At 68.3% G+C, this 17,031-nt stretch carries 16 protein-coding genes; 7 read left to right on the top strand and 9 right to left on the bottom strand.

Going from position 1 to position 17,031, the window contains the following annotated elements; genetic code table 11:
• Positions 1–125 precede the first annotated feature (125 nt).
• The 3 genes from HNO51_RS05265 to HNO51_RS05255 are packed head-to-tail and all read left to right on the top strand — an operon-like array spanning position 126 to position 2,535.
• On the top strand, positions 126–506 hold the full coding sequence (locus HNO51_RS05265; protein WP_209538660.1) for a PepSY domain-containing protein: 381 nt from the start codon (positions 126–128) through the stop codon (positions 504–506).
• Positions 503–1,174: a response regulator transcription factor gene (locus HNO51_RS05260; protein WP_197449986.1), complete on the top strand. Its 672-nt coding sequence runs from the start codon at positions 503–505 to the stop codon at positions 1,172–1,174. The genes HNO51_RS05265 and HNO51_RS05260 overlap by 4 nt, the downstream gene beginning before the upstream one ends.
• Positions 1,171–2,535 carry a sensor histidine kinase gene (locus HNO51_RS05255; protein WP_197449985.1) on the top strand — a complete coding sequence of 455 codons (1,365 nt, stop codon included), beginning with the start codon at positions 1,171–1,173 and terminating at the stop codon, positions 2,533–2,535. The genes HNO51_RS05260 and HNO51_RS05255 overlap by 4 nt, the downstream gene beginning before the upstream one ends.
• On the opposite strand, the gene HNO51_RS05250 is transcribed toward HNO51_RS05255, so the two are convergent.
• The 6 genes from HNO51_RS05250 to HNO51_RS05225 all read right to left on the bottom strand — a co-directional run bounded on the left by HNO51_RS05250 (position 2,532) and on the right by HNO51_RS05225 (position 8,558).
• Positions 2,532–3,338 carry an ABC transporter permease gene (locus tag HNO51_RS05250; RefSeq protein WP_197449984.1) on the bottom strand — a complete coding sequence of 269 codons (807 nt, stop codon included), beginning with the start codon at positions 3,336–3,338 and terminating at the stop codon, positions 2,532–2,534. The two genes, HNO51_RS05255 and HNO51_RS05250, sit on opposite strands and share 4 nt — an antisense overlap.
• A complete protein-coding gene (locus HNO51_RS05245) occupies positions 3,335–4,222 on the bottom strand; it encodes an ABC transporter permease (protein ID WP_197449983.1) in 888 nt (295 codons plus the stop codon). The genes HNO51_RS05250 and HNO51_RS05245 overlap by 4 nt, the downstream gene beginning before the upstream one ends.
• A complete protein-coding gene (locus HNO51_RS05240; RefSeq protein WP_197449982.1) occupies positions 4,215–5,384 on the bottom strand; it encodes an ABC transporter ATP-binding protein in 1,170 nt (389 codons plus the stop codon). The genes HNO51_RS05245 and HNO51_RS05240 overlap by 8 nt, the downstream gene beginning before the upstream one ends.
• 99 nt (positions 5,385–5,483) lie before the next feature.
• The gene (locus HNO51_RS05235) at positions 5,484–6,599 is read right to left on the bottom strand and encodes a substrate-binding domain-containing protein (protein ID WP_197449981.1); all 1,116 of its coding nucleotides are present in this window, start codon (positions 6,597–6,599) and stop codon (positions 5,484–5,486) included.
• Between the two features lie 205 nt (positions 6,600–6,804).
• Positions 6,805–7,884: an NAD(P)-dependent alcohol dehydrogenase gene (locus tag HNO51_RS05230; RefSeq protein WP_197449980.1), complete on the bottom strand. Its 1,080-nt coding sequence runs from the start codon at positions 7,882–7,884 to the stop codon at positions 6,805–6,807.
• Between the two features lie 107 nt (positions 7,885–7,991).
• Complete coding sequence (locus HNO51_RS05225; protein WP_197449979.1) at positions 7,992–8,558, bottom strand: NnrU family protein; 567 nt, start codon at positions 8,556–8,558, stop codon at positions 7,992–7,994.
• Between the two features lie 105 nt (positions 8,559–8,663).
• Here HNO51_RS05225 and HNO51_RS05220 point away from each other — a divergent pair, with 105 nt between their 5' ends.
• The 3 genes from HNO51_RS05220 (at position 8,664) to HNO51_RS05210 (ending at position 11,936) form a co-directional block, all read left to right on the top strand.
• Positions 8,664–10,586: a metallophosphoesterase family protein gene (locus HNO51_RS05220; protein ID WP_209538659.1), complete on the top strand. Its 1,923-nt coding sequence runs from the start codon at positions 8,664–8,666 to the stop codon at positions 10,584–10,586.
• 72 nt (positions 10,587–10,658) lie between these two features.
• Positions 10,659–11,129, top strand: coding sequence for a DUF2243 domain-containing protein (locus HNO51_RS05215; protein ID WP_209538658.1), 471 nt, complete (start codon positions 10,659–10,661; stop codon positions 11,127–11,129).
• Positions 11,130–11,132: 3 nt separating this feature from the next.
• Positions 11,133–11,936, top strand: a complete 804-nt coding sequence (locus HNO51_RS05210) for a cytochrome c oxidase assembly protein (RefSeq protein WP_209538657.1) — start codon at positions 11,133–11,135, stop codon at positions 11,934–11,936.
• A gap of 28 nt (positions 11,937–11,964) precedes the next feature.
• Here the strand turns inward: HNO51_RS05210 and HNO51_RS05205 are convergent, their stop codons facing one another.
• Positions 11,965–13,455 carry an FAD-dependent oxidoreductase gene (locus HNO51_RS05205; protein ID WP_209538656.1) on the bottom strand — a complete coding sequence of 497 codons (1,491 nt, stop codon included), beginning with the start codon at positions 13,453–13,455 and terminating at the stop codon, positions 11,965–11,967.
• Between the two features lie 261 nt (positions 13,456–13,716).
• Between HNO51_RS05205 and HNO51_RS05200 the strand changes: the two genes are divergently transcribed.
• Positions 13,717–14,208, top strand: a complete 492-nt coding sequence (locus tag HNO51_RS05200) for a YciE/YciF ferroxidase family protein (RefSeq protein ID WP_197449972.1) — start codon at positions 13,717–13,719, stop codon at positions 14,206–14,208.
• Between the two features lie 80 nt (positions 14,209–14,288).
• Here HNO51_RS05200 and pncB read toward each other — a convergent pair whose 3' ends face one another.
• Together pncB and HNO51_RS05190 are read right to left on the bottom strand one after the other, a co-directional pair.
• Positions 14,289–15,488 carry a nicotinate phosphoribosyltransferase gene (gene pncB, locus HNO51_RS05195; RefSeq protein WP_197449971.1) on the bottom strand — a complete coding sequence of 400 codons (1,200 nt, stop codon included), beginning with the start codon at positions 15,486–15,488 and terminating at the stop codon, positions 14,289–14,291.
• Positions 15,489–15,534: 46 nt separating this feature from the next.
• Entirely contained in the window at positions 15,535–17,031 is a 1,497-nt protein-coding gene (locus HNO51_RS05190) for a sodium:solute symporter family protein (protein WP_209538655.1), read from the bottom strand.

Genomic DNA, 17,031 nt, shown 5'->3' with positions numbered 1-17,031 from the left:
TCCTCTGTGGCTTGTGGCAAGTGTCACGTTTCTGGACACAGATCAGGTTTTAGCACCGGCCACCTTGCCCCATGCTGACAGCCCCGTTCATGCTGTATTCATGTCGGGCCCGGCACTCTTGCTTCATGAAGCCTTCACTCCCGTCTCCACGCAAATACCTGTCGCGCCGCGCCTTCGCCCGCCGCGCCCTGGCGGCCCTGTGGCTGTCGCTGCTGGCCGCCGCCCCGGCGTTCGCCGACAGGCACTGGCACGACCTGCACGAGGCCGTCCGCAGCGGCCGGCTGGTCGCGCTGCCGCAGATCCTCGACTGGCTCGAGGCGCGCTACGAGGGCCAGGTGCTCGAAGTCGAGCTGGAGCGCGATGATGGCCGGACAATCTACGAGGTGGAGATGCTCGGCCCCCAGGGTCAGGTAGTGGAGTTCGAGTTCGATGCCGCGAGCGGCGAGCTGATCGGCATGGAGGGCGTCAACATCGACGGCATGCGGCGCAAGGAGGAGGCGCGATGAAGGTGCTCCTGGTGGAAGATGACGACGCACTGGCCACGGCGCTGGCGGAGGCACTGCACGAGGCCGGGGTGCTGGTCGAGCGGACCGGCTGCGGCGGCGAGGCCGATTTCCTGGTGCGCACGGAGGTGTACGACGCCGTGATCCTCGACCTCGGGCTGCCCGATGGCGACGGCAGCCGTTGGCTCGCCGAGTGGCGCAAGGACGCCATCGAATTGCCGGTGCTGGTGCTGACCGCGCGTACCCGCTGGGCCGACAAGGCCACCGGCTTCTCCGCCGGCGCCGACGACTACGTCACCAAGCCGTTCGAGACCGCCGAGGTGCTGTTCCGCCTGCGCGCCCTGGTGCGCCGCAGCCACGGCCACGCCCATCCGGTGCTGCGCATCGGCGAGCTGGCCTTCGACACCCATACCGGCAGCGTCACCCTGGCCGGTCGCCCGGTGAGCCTCACCGCCCAGGAGTCGCGCCTGCTCGCCTACTTGGCCCACGCCGCCCCGCGGGTGGTCAGCCGTAGCGAGCTGGCCGAGCATGTCTACGATCGCGACCACGAACCCGACTCCAACGTCATCGACGTCCAGATCAGCCGCCTGAGGCGCAAGCTGGGCGCCGAGCGCATCGAAACCCGCCGCGGCCAGGGTTACCGCCTCATCGGCAGCACCGAGGCCTCATGAAACGACTGCAGCGGCTGTCGCTGGCCAGCCGGCTGATACTGGCCACCCTGCTGATGCTGGCGCTTACCCTGCCGCTGGCCGGCCTCGGCCTCGCCCAGCACTTTCGCGCCACCGCCACCGGCGCCTTCGACCGCCAGTTGGAGGCGCTGCTCAACGTGGTGATCGCCGGTGTCGCCTGGGACGACGTGGCGCAGCAGCTGGTACAGGAGCGCGACCTCGGCGACCCGCGCTTCGAACGGGTCTTCTCCGGCTGGTACTGGCAGGTCAGCGACGGCGGCGAGCGGGTGCTCACCTCACGCTCGCTGTGGGACCAGCGCCTGCCCGTACAGGAGAGACCCGAGGTGACCCGGCGTGACCTGGCGGGACCTCGCGACACCCCGCTGCGGGTCGTCGAGCGGGACATCCACCTGGCCCCGCTGGAGTCGCCGCTGCACGTCAGCGTGGCGGCACCGCGGGAGACGCTGGAGCTCGAGCTGGACCGCTTCACCCGGCTGGTGGCGCTGTCGCTCGCCGGCCTGGGCCTGCTGGTGTTGGTCATGCTGGCGCTGCAGGTGCGCTGGGGCCTGGCGCCGCTGCGGCGATTGCAGGGCGACCTGGCGCAGGTCGAGAACGGCGACGCCGAACGCCTCGATGCCCGCCTGCCCGCCGAGCTGGCACGCCTGGCCGAAGCCATGAACGCCGTGCTGGCCCGCGACCGGCGGCTGATGGAGCACGCCCGCCACGCCGCCGGGAACCTGGCGCATGCATTGAAGACCCCGGTGAGCGTGCTGACCACCCTGGCCGATGGTGTCGAGGAGCCGCGCCGCAGCCGGATTCGCGACGAGCTCGCCCGCATCGACACCGCCGTGCGTCACCACCTGGCCCGGGCCACCGCGGCGGGCGACGCCGGCCTGGCTCCCCGGATCGACGCCGCCGAGGCCCTCGCGCCCATCCTCGAGGGCCTGGGGCGGCTCGCCGGGCGCCGCGGCGTGGCCCTGGAGCATGAGCTGGAGGCCGGCCTGCACGTGCGCATGGCGCCCCAGGACCTGCAGGAACTCGTCGGCAACCTGCTGGACAACGCCCTGCGCTGGGCGAATGGCCGAGTCCGCCTGCACGGACACAGCGGGGACGACGGGGCCTGGCTCTGCGTGGAGGACGACGGACCCGGCATGAACGCAGCCCAGCGCGAGACCGCCATGGCGCGCGGCGCCCGCCTGGACGAGCAGCGCTCCGGCAACGGGCTGGGGCTGGCCATCGTCGCCGACCTGGTGGCCTTGCACGGCGGCCGGCTGGCGCTGGAAGCCTCTACCCTCGGCGGCCTGTGCGCCCGGGTCTGGCTGCCGGCGCGGCCGCTTGCCGGAGTGCCGTCAGGCCAGGACTAGACGCCTTTCACCACCCGCGCCGCCTCCCGCCGCCGCTTGAGCTCGTAGACCACTGCGAACGCCACCGTGACGAGAATCAGGACCAGCCCCAGGGCGTTCACCGCCGGGGTGAGCCCGGTGCGCACCTTGGAGGCGATGTAGACCGTCAGCGTGGTGTCGTAGCCGACCACGAACAGGGTGGTGTTGTAGTTCTCGAAGGACTGCAGGAAGGCGATCACGGCCGCCGAGTAGAGCGCCGGCTTGAGGTAGGGCAGCAGAATGCGGCGGAATGCCTGCCAGGGGCTGGCGCCGAGGTCCAGCGCCGCGCGCTCCAGGGTGCGATCGAAGCGCTGCAGCCGTGCGGTGACCATCAGCATGACGTAGGCGGCGATGAAGGTCGCCTGCCCCAGCACGGTGAGGAAGATGCCGCCGCTGACGCCGAACTGGCGCCAGAAGATCAGCGTCGAGATACCGATGATCACCCCGGGGGTGAGCAGCGGCGACAGGATCAGCGCATAGAGGAACGGCTTGGCGCGGCTCGACACGGTGTTGAGGAACAGCGCGGTGGCGATGCCGATGGGCACGGCGACGACCAGCACGCCGGCCGCCACGACCAGGCTGTTGCCGAGCGCCTGCCACATCCCGCCGTCCGCCGCCAGCTCGCCGAACCAGCGCAGCGTGGTGCCGTCCCACGGCGTCACCGTGGGAAAGCGGCTGTCGTTGAAGGTGGCGGCCGCCATGACGAGCAGCGGCAGGAACAGGTAGGCGAAGAAGACCACCACGTAGAAGCGCAGGCCGAGGGCCAGGAAGCGTTGCGAGTTCATCGCCCGATGTCCCCCAGGCCCACCTTGAAGATTTTCATGACCAGCGACATGAAGCCGATGCACAGCACCAGCAGCAGGAAGGCGTAGGCCGCGCCCTGGTTCCAGTTGCCGCCCTCGAAGAACCAGTTGTAGATGATCTGGGTGAACCAGCGGCTGCCCGGCGAGCCGAGCAGCGCCGGCACCGCGTAGCTGCCCGCGGCGAGCATGAAGGTCATGATGCAGCCGGTGGCGATGCCCGGCTTGGCGTGGGGAATGACGATGCGCCGATGGGTGCGCAGGGTGCCGGCGCCGAGATCCCGGGCCGCGCGCACCTGATTGTCGTCGAGGCTCTCGATGGCGTTGTAGACCGGGAACACCATGAACAGGATGTAGGCATAGACCATGCCGACCATCACCCCGCCGTTGCCGCTGAGGAAGCGAATCGGCCGCTCGATCAGCCCCAGCATCATCAGCACTTCATTGAGCGGGCCGCGAAACGCCAGGATGATGAACCAGGAGTAGGTGCGCAGGATCTCGTTGATCCAGAACGGTACGATCAGCAACAGGATGCACAGCGCCGCCTGGCGCGGGGTGGCGACCTTGGCCAGGTACCAGGCCAGCGGGTAGCTCACCGCGAGCGTGAGCAGCGTGACCAGCACGCTCGACCAGATGGTCTTGAAGAAGATTCCACGGTGGATGTCGTTGTTGAACAGGGTGGCATAGTTGGCCAGGGTCAGCCGGTCGTCGGGCCCGCCGACCTGGGCCGGCAGCAGGTTGGGCTTGAGCGAATACTCGATCATCTGCAGCTGCGGCAGGGTGACCATCACGATCAGCCAGATCCCCAGCAGGGTGACGATGGCCATCGCCAGCGGCCCGCCGAAGCGCGCCTGCAGCTGCCTAAACATGGGCGCCTCCCGCCTGCGCGCGATCGCCCTCCACCACCTCGCCGGTCTCCTCGTCCACCACCGGGCTGCCGTCGTCGGGCAGTACCACGGCGTCGCCGGGGTCGTAGGCAAAGGCCATGCGCTGGCCCGCGGCGAGCGCCTCGCCCTGGCCGCGCGAGACCTCGTGGCCGAGCTGCACGCGCAGCTTCTCGCCCGAGGCCATCAGCCGAGTCTCGAGCATCACCCAGGCGCCCTCGAAGTGCACCGCCTCGATCTCGGTGTCGAAACGGGGGCCCGCGGCCCCTGCCGCTACCGGGCGCAGGTGCTCGGGGCGCACGTAAAGCGCCGCGGCCTCGCCGTTGGCCAGGCGCACACCGGGCCCGGCCCGGCCGGCCAGCTCGCCCAGGGCACCGCCATCGAGGCGAACCCGCTCGTTCTCGCGGTCGATCACCCGCGCCTCGAGGCGGTTGTTCTCGCCGACGAAGGCGGCAACGAAGCCGGTGGCCGGCTCGCGGTAGAGCGTCATGGGGTCGGCGACCTGCTGAATACGCCCCGCCGACATCACCGCGACCCGGTCGGACATGGTCAGCGCCTCGCCCTGGTCGTGGGTGATATAGATAAAAGTAATACCGGTCTTGCGCTGGATCGCCTTGAGCTCGGCGCGCATGTGCTGGCGCAGCTTGAGGTCGAGTGCCGAAAGCGGCTCGTCGAGCAGCAGCACCCGCGGCTCCACCGCCAGCGCCCGGGCGATGGCCACGCGCTGCTTCTGCCCGCCCGAGAGCTCGGTCACCCTCTTCGGGCCGCTGCCCTCCAGCGCCACTAGCGCCAGCAGCCGTTCGGACACCTCGCGGCGCTTGCGCTTGTCGACGCCGCGCACTTCGAGGCCGAACTCGATGTTCTCGAATACCGTCATCAAGGGAAACAGCGCCAGGTTCTGGAAGATCATCGCCGTGGGCCTGCGGTTGACCGGCACGCCCGCCATGGGCTCGCCGCCGATGAACACCTGCCCCTCGCTGGGCACCAGGAAGCCACTGATGAGGTTGAGCAGGGTGGTCTTGCCGCAGCCCGAGGGGCCGAGAAAGCTGAAGAATTCGCCCGAGCCTATCGCAAGCGAGGTCTTCTCGATGGCGGTGAAGTCGCCGAAGCGCATCACCACCTCGTCCAGTCTGACGCTACCGTCCATCAAAACCTCATACGCAAGATCGCCGCTACGCGGCTAAAACGAAGCGGGAAGAGCGGCGCTGCGCGCCCCTCTTCCCTCTTATTCTCTTTATCCGTCGCTTTATGCCGATAGGTAGCGATCCTGGTATTCATTGCGTAGCGCCACGTACCACGGCTCCTGGATCGGCCACCACCACAGGTTAGCCAGGTCTTCCTCGGTGTAGGAGTCGGTGAAGAACTGGCGCGTCTCGTCGGGCAGCAGTTCGGTAGCGCCCTTGGAGGTGGAGTTGTAGCCGGTCGCCTTGACGAACAGGGCACCCGCCTCCGGCGTGTAGTACCAGTTGATCAGCTCGTAGACGGCGTCCGGGTTCTGAGCGTTCTTGGGGATCACGAAGCCCTCCATCCACGCCAGGGCGCCCTCCTTGGGTGCGCCGTAGGCGATGTCCTCGCCCTCCTGCTGCAGGCGGAAGGCGGTGGAATCCCAGGTCTGGCCGATGATGGCGCCGTTGGTGCGGAAGGCCGCCTGGGCGTCGTTCTCGGTGTCCCAGAACTGCACCAGCATGTGCTTGTGCTTGATCGCCTCCTCGAGGATGACGTCGAAGTTGGCGCGCATGGCCTCCTCGCTCTTGTAGGAGTCGAGCAGCGGATGCGGCAGCCGGCCCTCGCGCTCGAGCCACAGGCCGATACCCACCAGCGCCGAGTGCCCGCGCACCGTCACGCCCTGGCCGTGCTCGGGGTTCCACAGGTCGGCGTAGCTGAGGTTGGCGCGGTCGACCTTGGCGTCGCGACGGTGCCAGGTGATCGCCTCGGTGCCCCAGTCGCTGGGGGCAAAGTAGCGCTTGCCGTCGACCACGCCGCCCACCTCGGAGCCCTCGATGGCGCTGTCGAGCGCGCCGGACCAGTTGATGCGCGACTCGTCGAGCGGCTGCACCAGGTCGTAGTCCAGGTAGCCCGGCACCCGGTCCACGGTAGGCATGATCACGTCAAAGCCGGTGCCGTCGGTGGCCCGCAGCGAGTTCATCAGCTCGTCGTTGGTGCCGTAGGGGGTAAAGGTCGCGCGGATGCCGGTCTTCTCGGTGAAGTCGGCCAGCATCTCGTCGGTGAAATAGCCCGCCCACGCATAGATGCGCAGGGTCTGCTCCTGGGCCAGTACCTTGTTGATGTAGAACGACGGCACGCTGGCGGCGGCGCCGGCAGCCAGGGTGCCCTTGAGGAAACGGCGACGTGTGAACGACATGAGGGGTTCTCCATGAGGGTCCTGCACAAGGTGACAGGGGCCAGCGGGACCTGGCCCCCGACCCTTATCGCGCGACTCCATGACGAAGGGATGAACATTGAATGACCGTTCAATCCCTGTGTAACAAAGAGTAGCAGCCTGTCAGGAAAAATCCGCACGCCGTTTCAACGCTGTTTCGCCCCTGCTGGCGCGGCGCGATGCGCCCTCAGCTCGCCTGGATCGCCACCTTCAGCACGCCGTCGCGCTGGTGCGAGAAGAGGTCGTACGCCTCGACGATGTTCTCCAGCGCGTAGCGATGCGTGACCATGGGGCCGAGGTCCAGCCGCCCGGTCTCGATCACCTGCATCAGCCGGCGCATACGCTCCTTGCCGCCGGGGCACAGCGAGGTGACGATCTTGTGATCGCCGAGGCCGGCGCAGAACGCCCCGAGCGGGATCGTCAGGTCGCCGGAGTAGACCCCCAGGCTCGACAGGGTGCCGCCCGGCTTGATCACCCGCAGCGCCGCCTCGAAGGTGGACTGCAACCCCAGCGCCTCGATGGAGGCGTCCACGCCGCGCCCGCCGGTCAGGCGCAGGATCTCCTCGACCACGTCGACCTTGCGGAAGTCGAGGGTGACGTCCGCGCCCATCTGCCGCGCCATGGCCAGGCGCTCATCGACGCCGTCCACGGCGATGATCAACCCAGCACCGCGCAGCCGGGCCCCGGCCGTGGCGCACAGACCGATCGGCCCCTGGGCGAACACCGCCACGCTGTCGCCGATCTTGATGCCGGCGGACTCGGCGCCGGCGAAGCCGGTCGACATGATGTCGGGACACATCAGCACCTGCTCGTCGGTCAGGCCGTCGGGCACCGGCGCCAGGTTGGCCTGGGCGTCGGGCACCCTCAGGTACTCGGCCTGGGCGCCGTCGATGGTGTTGCCGAAGCGCCAGCCGCCCATCGGCTTGTAGCCGTGGGCGTGGTGGCCGCCGTCCTGGGCGCTGCAGCCGTCCTGGCAGGCGTAGGAGGTGAAGCTCGGGCAGATGGCGCCGGCGATGACCCGCTGGCCCTCGCGGTAGCCCTGTACGTTGGCGCCCAGCTTCTCGATCACGCCGACCGGCTCGTGGCCGATGGTGAGCCCCTTTTCGACCGGGTACTCGCCCTTGAGGATGTGCACGTCGGTGCCGCAGATGGTGGTGGTGGTGACACGGATCAGGGCGTCGTTGGGGCCGATGTCCGGGATGGGCTTGTCGTCGATCTCGATGCGCCCCGGCTCGACGAAGATCGCGGCTTTCATCATGGCAGGCATGGGGTTTCCTCATGGTCGTGATGCCGGTGGCCGGCAACGTCCCATCAGGGTCGATCAATATCGCCGGCAGCGCCTTGACCCATGTCAATGCCGCCGGGCGCCAGCCGCTACATCACCGGTACACCGGTGACCCACACATGCAGATGGAAGGCGAACAGGTAGTACGCGACCAGCCCGACGCCCAGCGTGATGAGGGTGCCGGAGGCGCGCGGGCTCACGGCCGGGGCGGGCTGGCGCCGCCGGGCAGAACGGAAGTCGAGCACGGCCCAGAGCAGGAAGGCACCGAAGAAGACGATGTCGCCGAGGCGCCCGTTGGCCAGCAGGTGGGCAAACGCCCACACCTTGACCGCCAGTACCATGGGATGGCCCAGTTTGGCCTTGATGTGGTTATGGGGAACGTAGGCCGCCACCAGCAGGAGGAAGGCGGGGAGCATCAGCAGCGCCACCGCGTGGCGCATTCCCACCGGCGGGAACCAGACCCAGGTGGGATCGAGGCGCATGCGCCCGAAGCCCCAGATGGCCAGTGCCAGCCCCACGATGGAGACGAGCGAGAACAAGCCCTTCCAGCGCATCTCGCCCAGGCGCTGGATCTGCTTGCTGCGCCAGTCGTCGGCGAAGATGCGTACGGAGTGGGTGCCCAGGAAGAGCACAAGCCCCAGAATCATGACGAGCATGTTGCCGTCTCCATCAGCAGGAATTGAACGAATCGCAGCCCAGCCTACTCACTTGGAGTGTCATGCGCCAGCGATGGCGCGAGCGCCGCCAGACAGGAGAGCCCGATGACCGACGACGCCCCGCCCCTGCCCGACGTCCTGGCCGGCCCCTTGCTGCGACGCCTGTCGGCCGAGCGCCTGGTGCTGTGGCTGGTGGCCACGCGGCCGCTCGAACTCACGCTCATGCTGCACCCCGAGAGCCACCCGCCGCGTCGCCTGCGGCTGGGCGACGAGCGGCTCGAGCGCATCCCGGTCGGTCAGCATGCCTGGCTGCACCTGATCGACGTTCCCCTCGCCACGCCGCTGCCCACCGGCACGCTCGTCGACTATGACCTGAAGGTGCGCAGCGAAGCCGAGGAGCGCGGCATCGCCGACTGGGCACCGCACCTGCTCCACGCGGGCACGCACTACCCGAGCTTCGTGCTGGCCGAACGCCACCACCGCCTGCTGCACGGCTCCTGCCGCAAGCCCCACCATGACGGCCCCGACGGCCTGGTGGGCGCCGATGCCTGGCTCGCCGAGCGGCGCCGGGCGCCACAGGAGTGGCCGGCCTGGCTGCTGATGACGGGCGACCAGGTCTACGCCGACGACGTGGCCGGCCCCACGCTGGTGGCGATCCACGCCCTGATCGCACGGCTGGGCCTGTTCGACGAGGCGCTGGAGGGCGCCACGGTGCCCGACAGCCAGGCACTCTATCGCGACGCGGCCACCTATTACCGGCGCGAGGCGCTGCTGCCGGACACCGAGAGCGGCAGCGCCCTGCGCGAACGCTTCTTCGGCGGCGTACGCAAGCCGGTGTTCACCACGGCCAATGCACACAATCACCTGATCACCTTCGCCGAGGTGATGGCCATGTACCTGCTGGTCTGGTCGCCGGTGCCGTGGCGGCTGATCGAAATCTCCCCTCCTGCGCTGGACGCCGAATGGCCCCAGCGCTTCCTGGCCGAACAGGCCATCCTCGAGCGCTTCGTCGAAGGCTTGCCCGCCTGCTCCCGCCTGCTGGCCCACCTGCCCAGCCTGATGATCTTCGACGATCACGACGTGACCGACGACTGGAACCTGACCGCCGACTGGGAGCAGGTCGCCTACGGCCACCCCTTCTCGCGACGCATCATCGGCAATGCCCTGCTGGCCTACCTGCTCTGCCAAGGCTGGGGCAACGATCCCGAGCGCCTGGATGGCCTGTGCGCACAGGCGGCGGAACTGATGACCGAGGCGCAGCGGCAGGAGGGCCAGCTGCCAAGACAGGCGCACGACGCCCTGCTGCAGCGGCTGCAGCGCTTCCAGGGCTGGGAGTACCGCATCCCCGGGCCGCCTCCCCTGATCGTGCTGGATACCCGCACGCGGCGCTGGCGCAGCGAGCGCCACCCGACCCGCCCCTCGGGCCTGATGGACTGGGAGGCGCTGATCGAACTGCAGGAGGCCATGCTCGACGCGCCCGCGGCCATCATCGTCTCGCCGGCCCCCATGTTCGGCGTCAAGCTCATCGAGGCGGTGCAGCGGCTCTTCGCCCTGGCGGGCAAGCCCCTGCTGGTGGATGCCGAGAACTGGATGGCCCATCGCGGCGCCGCCAGCGTCATGCTCAACATCTTTCGCCACTCGCGCACGCCGGGCAACTACGTGATTCTCTCCGGCGACGTGCACTACTCGTTCGCCTACGACATCCACCTGCGGCACCGCGAGCAAGGCCCACGGCTGTGGCAGATCACCGCCAGCGGCATCAAGAACGCCTTTCCCGTCACCCTGCTGGACTGGTTCGACCGGCTCAACCGCTGGCTCTACGCCCCGCGCTCGCCGCTCAACTGGTTCACCAAGCGCCGCCGCCTGGCGATTCACCCCCGCGACCCCGATCGCGCCCGGGCCGGCGAGCGGCTGTGGAACGGCTGCGGCCTCGGCCTGGTCGACTTCGACGAGGCGGGGCGACCCCGCGACATTCGCTACCTCGATGCGCGCGGATTCGAGGTCGGCTTCCCGCCCGCCAGGGAGTGAAGTCGGCGGGCGGTTTGTCTTTATGCCAGTGCGGGCCTAGCTTGAGGGCAGACCCACCAGAGCACGGATGCCATGACCTCACCCCGCCCCACCCCGGCCGCCGCACAGGATTCACGCCGAACACTCTGGCTTGCCGCGATGGCCGGCGCCGGCGTGATGGCCGCCGTCGACGAGATCGTCTTCCACCAGTTGCTGCAGTGGCATCACTTCTTCGACCGCGCGACGCCGGCCGTCGGCATTCTGTCGGACGGCCTGCTACACGCGGCCGAGCTGCTCGCCATCGCGATCGGCGCCTTCCTGCTGATCGAGCAGACCCAGCGCCGCCGGCTGGTGGCGCGCTGGGCCTGGGCCGGCGCCTTCCTCGGCATGGGCGGCTTCCAGCTGTTCGACGGCATCGTCAGCCACAAGCTGCTGGGCATCCACCAGATCCGCTACGGCGTCGACCTGCTCGCCTATGACCTGAGCTGGAACCTCTCCGCCCTGGCGCTGCTGCTGGTGGGCCTGGCCCTCTACCGCCGAGCCAGGCGGCTAGAGCGGGGCTGAGCCATGCACGGCAGCGTTGCCGCTGGCGGCGCCTCGGCGCTGTTGGCATGGTTCCCGCTTGGCCTGCTCGGCCTGGCGACCCTGGGCTATCTTGGCGCGGCCGGACGCCAGCAGCGTCGCGGCAACGGCTGGAGCGGCTGGCGCTGCGCCCTCTTCGCTCTGGGCAGCCTGCTGCTCGCCGTGGCCGTGGCCCCGCCGGTCACGGCCTGGGCGCATCACGACCTGCGCGGCCACATGGCCCAGCACCTGCTGATCGGCATGCTGGCGCCGCTGGCCTGGGCACTGGCCGCCCCGGTGACGCTGACCCTCAGGAGCCTGCCGACCGCCGCGGCGCGCCGGCTCGTTGGCGCTCTCCGGAGCCTGCCGCTGCGGATCGTGTCGCACCCGATTGCCGCCTTGCTGCTCAACGTCGGCGGCATGGCCCTGCTCTACTTCACCCCGCTGTATGCCGCCTCGCGGCACAGCGGCCTGCTGCATGGCTGGGTCCATCTGCACTTCCTGGCGGCGGGCTACCTGTTCTGCTGGGCCGTACTGGCGGGCCCGGACGCCTCGCCGCACCGGCTCGGCCTGCGCTTGCGCCTGGGCGTGCTGTTCGTTTCCATGGCCGCCCACGCCTTGCTGGGCAAGCTCATGTACGGCTACCTGTGGCCGCGCGGTGCCGGCCACCCCGCGGAAGAGATCCAAGCCGCCGCCCAGCTCATGTACTACGGCGGCGACCTGGCCGAGCTGCTGCTGGCGGTGGCATTGCTGTGGCTGGCCTCAGCCGCGCGACGGGAATCGCTGCTGACATTTCCGCCTCTTCGCTAGTAGCCCGGGCTGCCCCCCCGCCTGCGCCCTAGCGGTGTCCTTCGAGCTTGGCCAATGGATGGAGGGAAGGACCTTCGATCACCTCGCCTTCGGTGTCGAATCGGCTACCGTGGCAGGGGCAGTCCCAGGTCGATTCGCTGGCGTTCCAGTGCACGATGCACTTCATGTGCGGACACACCGCGGAGAGCACCTTGAGTTCGCCGGCCTCGGTACGATGGATGGCGAGCTTCTCGCCTTCCACGGTGGCAACCCGGCCGTGCCCCGGCGCGATGGCGTCGAAGCCATCGAGTTTCTCGGTGCCCAGGTAGTCCTTGACCATGTGCTTGGTGACGGTGGCATTTTCCTTGGCATACTGCAGCGCCGATTTTCCCGGGGTGATGCGCCGCGCGCCGAAGCGTGCCTGCCAGGGGTTGTCGCGGTCGAGAATCTGGTCGGCGATGAGCGTGCCGGCCACGGTGCCCCACACCAGGCCGTCGGCGGCGAAGCCGGTGGCCATGTAGAGATTGCCGTGGCCATGCATGCGGCCGATGTAAGGCAATCCGTCCGGAGAGGTGTACTGCTGGGCCGACCAGTGGTGGGTGAAAGCCGCCACGTCGAAGCGTGCCGCCAGGTATTCGCGCAACAACTGGTAATGGTCGCCGCGGTGCTCGCCGGTCGGGTGCTTCTCGCCAATGACCATCAGGTAGCGATCGTCGCCGTGACGGTAGCTGCGCAGCGAGTGGAAGGGGTCGAGCACCCAGTGGATGCCCTCGGGGTACTCGCCGCTTCTCAGTCGCGCGCTGACCGCGTACTCACGCGATACCGGCATGCCCGCCTGGACCAGGCTGATGCCCTTGGGCGTATGGGTCGCCTGCACGATGTGCTTAGCGGTGACGCTGGCCTCATCGGTTCGCACCACCCCCCTGCCAGGGTCGATCTCGCGCACGGGGGCATGTTGGTGAATCACCACGCCTTCGCCGAGCAGCGCGCAGGCCAGCCCCTGGACATAGTGCAGCGGGTTGAACTGGGCCTGCTGGGCGATACGGATGCCCCAACTGTCGAAGGGCAGGCCGGCGCTGTCCACCATCTCGACGTCGAGCCCGGCGCTGATCAGCGCATCGAGCTCTTCGTTCAGGTCGTGATCGGCATGCTGGCGCTCGTCGCTTACCAGGCGATAGGCCGGCTGGCGCCGGAACTGGCAGTCGATGGCGAAGCGCTGCACCAGCGCCTCGACGTGGTCGACCGCCTCGGCCCTGGCCCGCACCACGTCGGCGGCCACGTCATCGCCCCATTTATGGCGCAACGGCGCCTGCCCCGAGGCCAGCGTGGCGTAGAGATTGCCGGTGGAGCCGCCCGTGGCGCCGCCCCCCACCCTCCCCGCCTCGAGCACCATGACCCTGAGACCGGCCTCGGCCAGCGGCAGCGCCGCGGTGAGCCCGGTGATGCCCGCCCCGACGATGGCAACATCCACCTCGGCATCCTCTGCCAGGGAAGGATGCTCGGCCACGCCGCGGCTACCCAGTGTCCAGATCGCTTCCATAACGACTCCTTTCGCCACCAAATCATCCGTCTTGCCACAGTTATAGAAGCCAGGAGGAGGCTGCGCTATCGCTCATGACGGCCACGCAACGCGATACCGGCCGGATTCGAGCGGCGGGGCGCATGCCAACAGGAGCGCTCGCTTTCACTCCTACACATATCGTCGCCATCCTGCAAAGAACGGACGGGCGGGTGACTGCTACGTTAGAGAAGCCGTGAAGGTAGATGGATCTGGAACCCAGCTAGGAGGAGGAACCTCATCATGGTCATCAAGAACGCCCAGGAACTGTTCGTGCGCCTGCTTTCCGAAACCAACAGCGCCGAGAAGCAGATCACCCGCGCGCTGCCCAAGATGGCTCGCGCCGCCGACAACGAGAAGCTGGTCGAGGCCTTCCAGCATCACCTCGAAGAGACACAGGGCCAGTTGGAGCGCATCGAGCAGGCCGCTGACTCCATCCCCGACATTCGCGTCAAGCGCATCAAGAGCCATGCGATGGAGAGCCTGATCCAGGAGGGCGAGGAACTGATCGACGCCACGGAGAAGGGCCCGGTTCGCGATGCCGGCCTGATCGCCGCGGCCCAGAAGGTAGAGCATTTCGAGATCGCCGCCTACGGCACCCTCTGCGAACTGGCCGAGCAACTGGGCCACACCAAGGCCAAGGAGATCCTCGCCGAGACGCTGAAGGAGGAGAAATCCACCGACGACAAGCTGAGCAAGCTGGCCAAGCAGGACGTCAACAAGCGGGCCGGCTGACGTCCGCTCCGCTCGGGCAGGTCGGTCTGCGGCCTGCCTCCCTTCCCTCTGACGCGCTTCGCCCCGGCCCCGAGGCGTCGTTACCCCTTCACGCCGAAGACGTGCTTGAGATAGCTCACGTAGCTCTCGTCGCGCGACATGGTCTTGCCCGGCGAATCCGAGATCTTGGCCACCGGCTGGCCGTTGCACGAGACCATCTTGATCACGATATTCATCGGCTTCACTCCCGGCACGTCGCAGGTCAGGTGGGTGCCGATGCCGAAGCTGGTGCGGATCCGCCCCTCCAGCGCCGTCTTGATGTGCATGGCCTTGTCGAAGGTCAGGCTGTCGCTGAAGATCAGCGTCTTGGTCATCGGATCGATGCCCAACGACTCATAGTGGCGAATGCACTTCTCGGCGAACCACAGCGGGTCGCCGCTGTCGTGGCGTAGCCCATCGAAGAGCTTGGCGAAGTAGAGGTCGAAATCGCGCAGGAAGGCATCGAGGGTGACGGTATCGGTCAGCGCGATGCCGAGATAACCGCGATACTCCTGCACCCAGGCCTCCAGCGCGGCACGCTGGCTGTCCACCAGGCGGCTCCCCAACTGCTGATGCGCCATCACCCACTCGTGGGCCATGGTGCCCATCGGGCTGATATCGTGGCGACGCGCGATGTCGACGTTGCTGGTGCCGACGAAGTGGCCCGGGAACTCCGCCTCCATGACTTCGACGATCGCCTCCTGCACCGGTTGGGAGAGCCGCCGTCGCGTACCGAAGTCGGCCAGGTTGAAGCCGGCCAGCTGTTCGGGCGTATAGGCCTCGCGCAGCGCCGCGAGCTTGTGGCGTAGCTGCGCCACGGCCTGATCGATCTCGACCTCGGGATAGAGGGTTCGATTGCGCACCTCGCTGATGATGGCGAGGATCACGATCTCGAACAGGATGCTGTGCGACCAGGGCCCGTCGATGACGATGCACAGCTCGCTGCCCTGCATGCCGACCTTCACGTACTCCGGGCGGAAGCGGAACAGCTCCAGGAAGCGGATGAAGTCGGGCGACATGTAAGGGAAGCTCGCCAGGTAGGCCGACTCCTCACGGGACAGCTGCAACGTGGCCAGGCGGTCGATCTGCTCGCGGATCTCGGGGATGTAGCGCTCCAGGGGCTCGGCGTCCCGACAGCGGAACTCCCAGGTGACGCTGGCGTTCGGGTACTGGTGATGCACGCCCTGCATCATGGTCAGCTTGTACCAGTCGGTATCCAGCAGCGAGCGGATGATCGGCCCGTCGCGGTAGGTCTCGCCCATGTCGCCTTCCGTTTGCTTGGTCGATGTGCTTGCGTCTCCTGTCAGGCTAGCGCTCGCGGCGGCCCGCGACCACCCGCCCCGGCTCTTCCCGCTCGCCGGAGGCCGCTGCCAGGAAGGCCTCCGTCGCCGCATGAGGCGGCCGGCTCGCCAGGCTGACGCCGAGGAAGACCAGGCTGGCCACGACGATTCCCCACACCCCCGCCGGCAGCCCCAGGAAGCGGTTGCCGCCGGCATAGACGAACAGCACGAAGGCACTGGCGACGATGACGCTGGCCAGCACGCCGGCCGCCGTGCCCCGGCGCCAGTAGAAGGCGCCGACGATGGCCGGCACCACGGCGACCAGCCCCGCCGACGCCGCCACCGAAAGCACCGCGATCAGGCTCAGCTGCAGCTCGGCAAAGCCCAGTGCCAGCAGCGCGATGACCGGAATGACCCACTTGCCGACCGCGAGCTGGCGCGCCTCGCTGCTGCCCGGCCTGAGGTTGCCGTAGACGTCGCGGGCCACCATCGAGGAGAGCGTCAGCATGATCGAATCGATGGTCGAGACGGCCGCTGCCAGGATGCCGATCATCACCATCGCCCCCAGCAGCGGCGGCACGTGGCCGGAGGTGAGCAGCGCAGGCGTGGCCAGGTCGGCGTTGTCCAGCCCCGGGAAGGCGACCACGGCGGAGAGCCCCCACAGCACCGAGACCAGGGTGTAGACGAAGCCGAAGACCAGGAAGCCGAGCAGCATCCGGCGCATCGCCGCGAGCGAGGCCGGCATGAACAGGCGCTGGCTGACCTGGGGGTTGGAGAGACTGAAGAAGAACCAGGGAATGGTCAGGCCGAGGAAGGTGGTGAAGGTGAACAGCCCCTCGCCCGGCACCACCAGCATCTCGGGACGCTCCGTGGCCAGCGTATCGAACAGCACACGAAAGCCGCCCAGCCCCTGGATGACCAGGTAGGTCACCAGGGTGGCGGCGACGATCATCATGATCGCCTGCAGCGAGTCGGTCCACATGACCGAGCGGATGCCGGCGACGTAGGAGAAGAACAGCGCCAGCGCCGTGGCCAGCACCACCCCGGCGGTGAACGGCACCGCGCCGTCGGTGGTGCCCTGCAGCAGGTAGCCGATGCCGGCGAGCTGCACCGCCGCATAGGGAATGAGGAACAGGCAGTTGGAGAGTGCCACCACGATCGCCACGGCCCGGCTGTCGTAGCGCCGGCCCAGCATCTCGCTCGGCGTGACGACGCCGAACGCCTTGCCCACGGCCCAGAAGCGCGGCCCGAACACCGCCACCAGCGAGACCCCGGCGAAATAGACGATCTCGAACCCCAGCGCGCCGACGCCGCCGGCGTAGGTCAGCCCCGCCAGCCCCACCATCATGAAGGCGCTGTAGGTGGTGGCGCTGTAGCTGAGCGCGGAGACGAAGCCGCTCATCTGGCGGTTGCCGAGAAAGTAGCCCGACATGTCCTGCGTCCTGCCCTGGCGCGACAGGATGGCGATGACGATGGCGATCGCCAGGTAGCCCGCAATCGCCCACCACACGAGGGAAACGGTCAT

Origin of the sequence: Billgrantia sulfidoxydans (assembly GCF_017868775.1) — a bacterium.
GTDB lineage: Bacteria > Pseudomonadota > Gammaproteobacteria > Pseudomonadales > Halomonadaceae > Halomonas > Halomonas sulfidoxydans.
The sequence above is the reverse complement of the archived record's forward strand: the minus strand, read 5'-3'. Positions and strand labels throughout refer to the sequence as shown.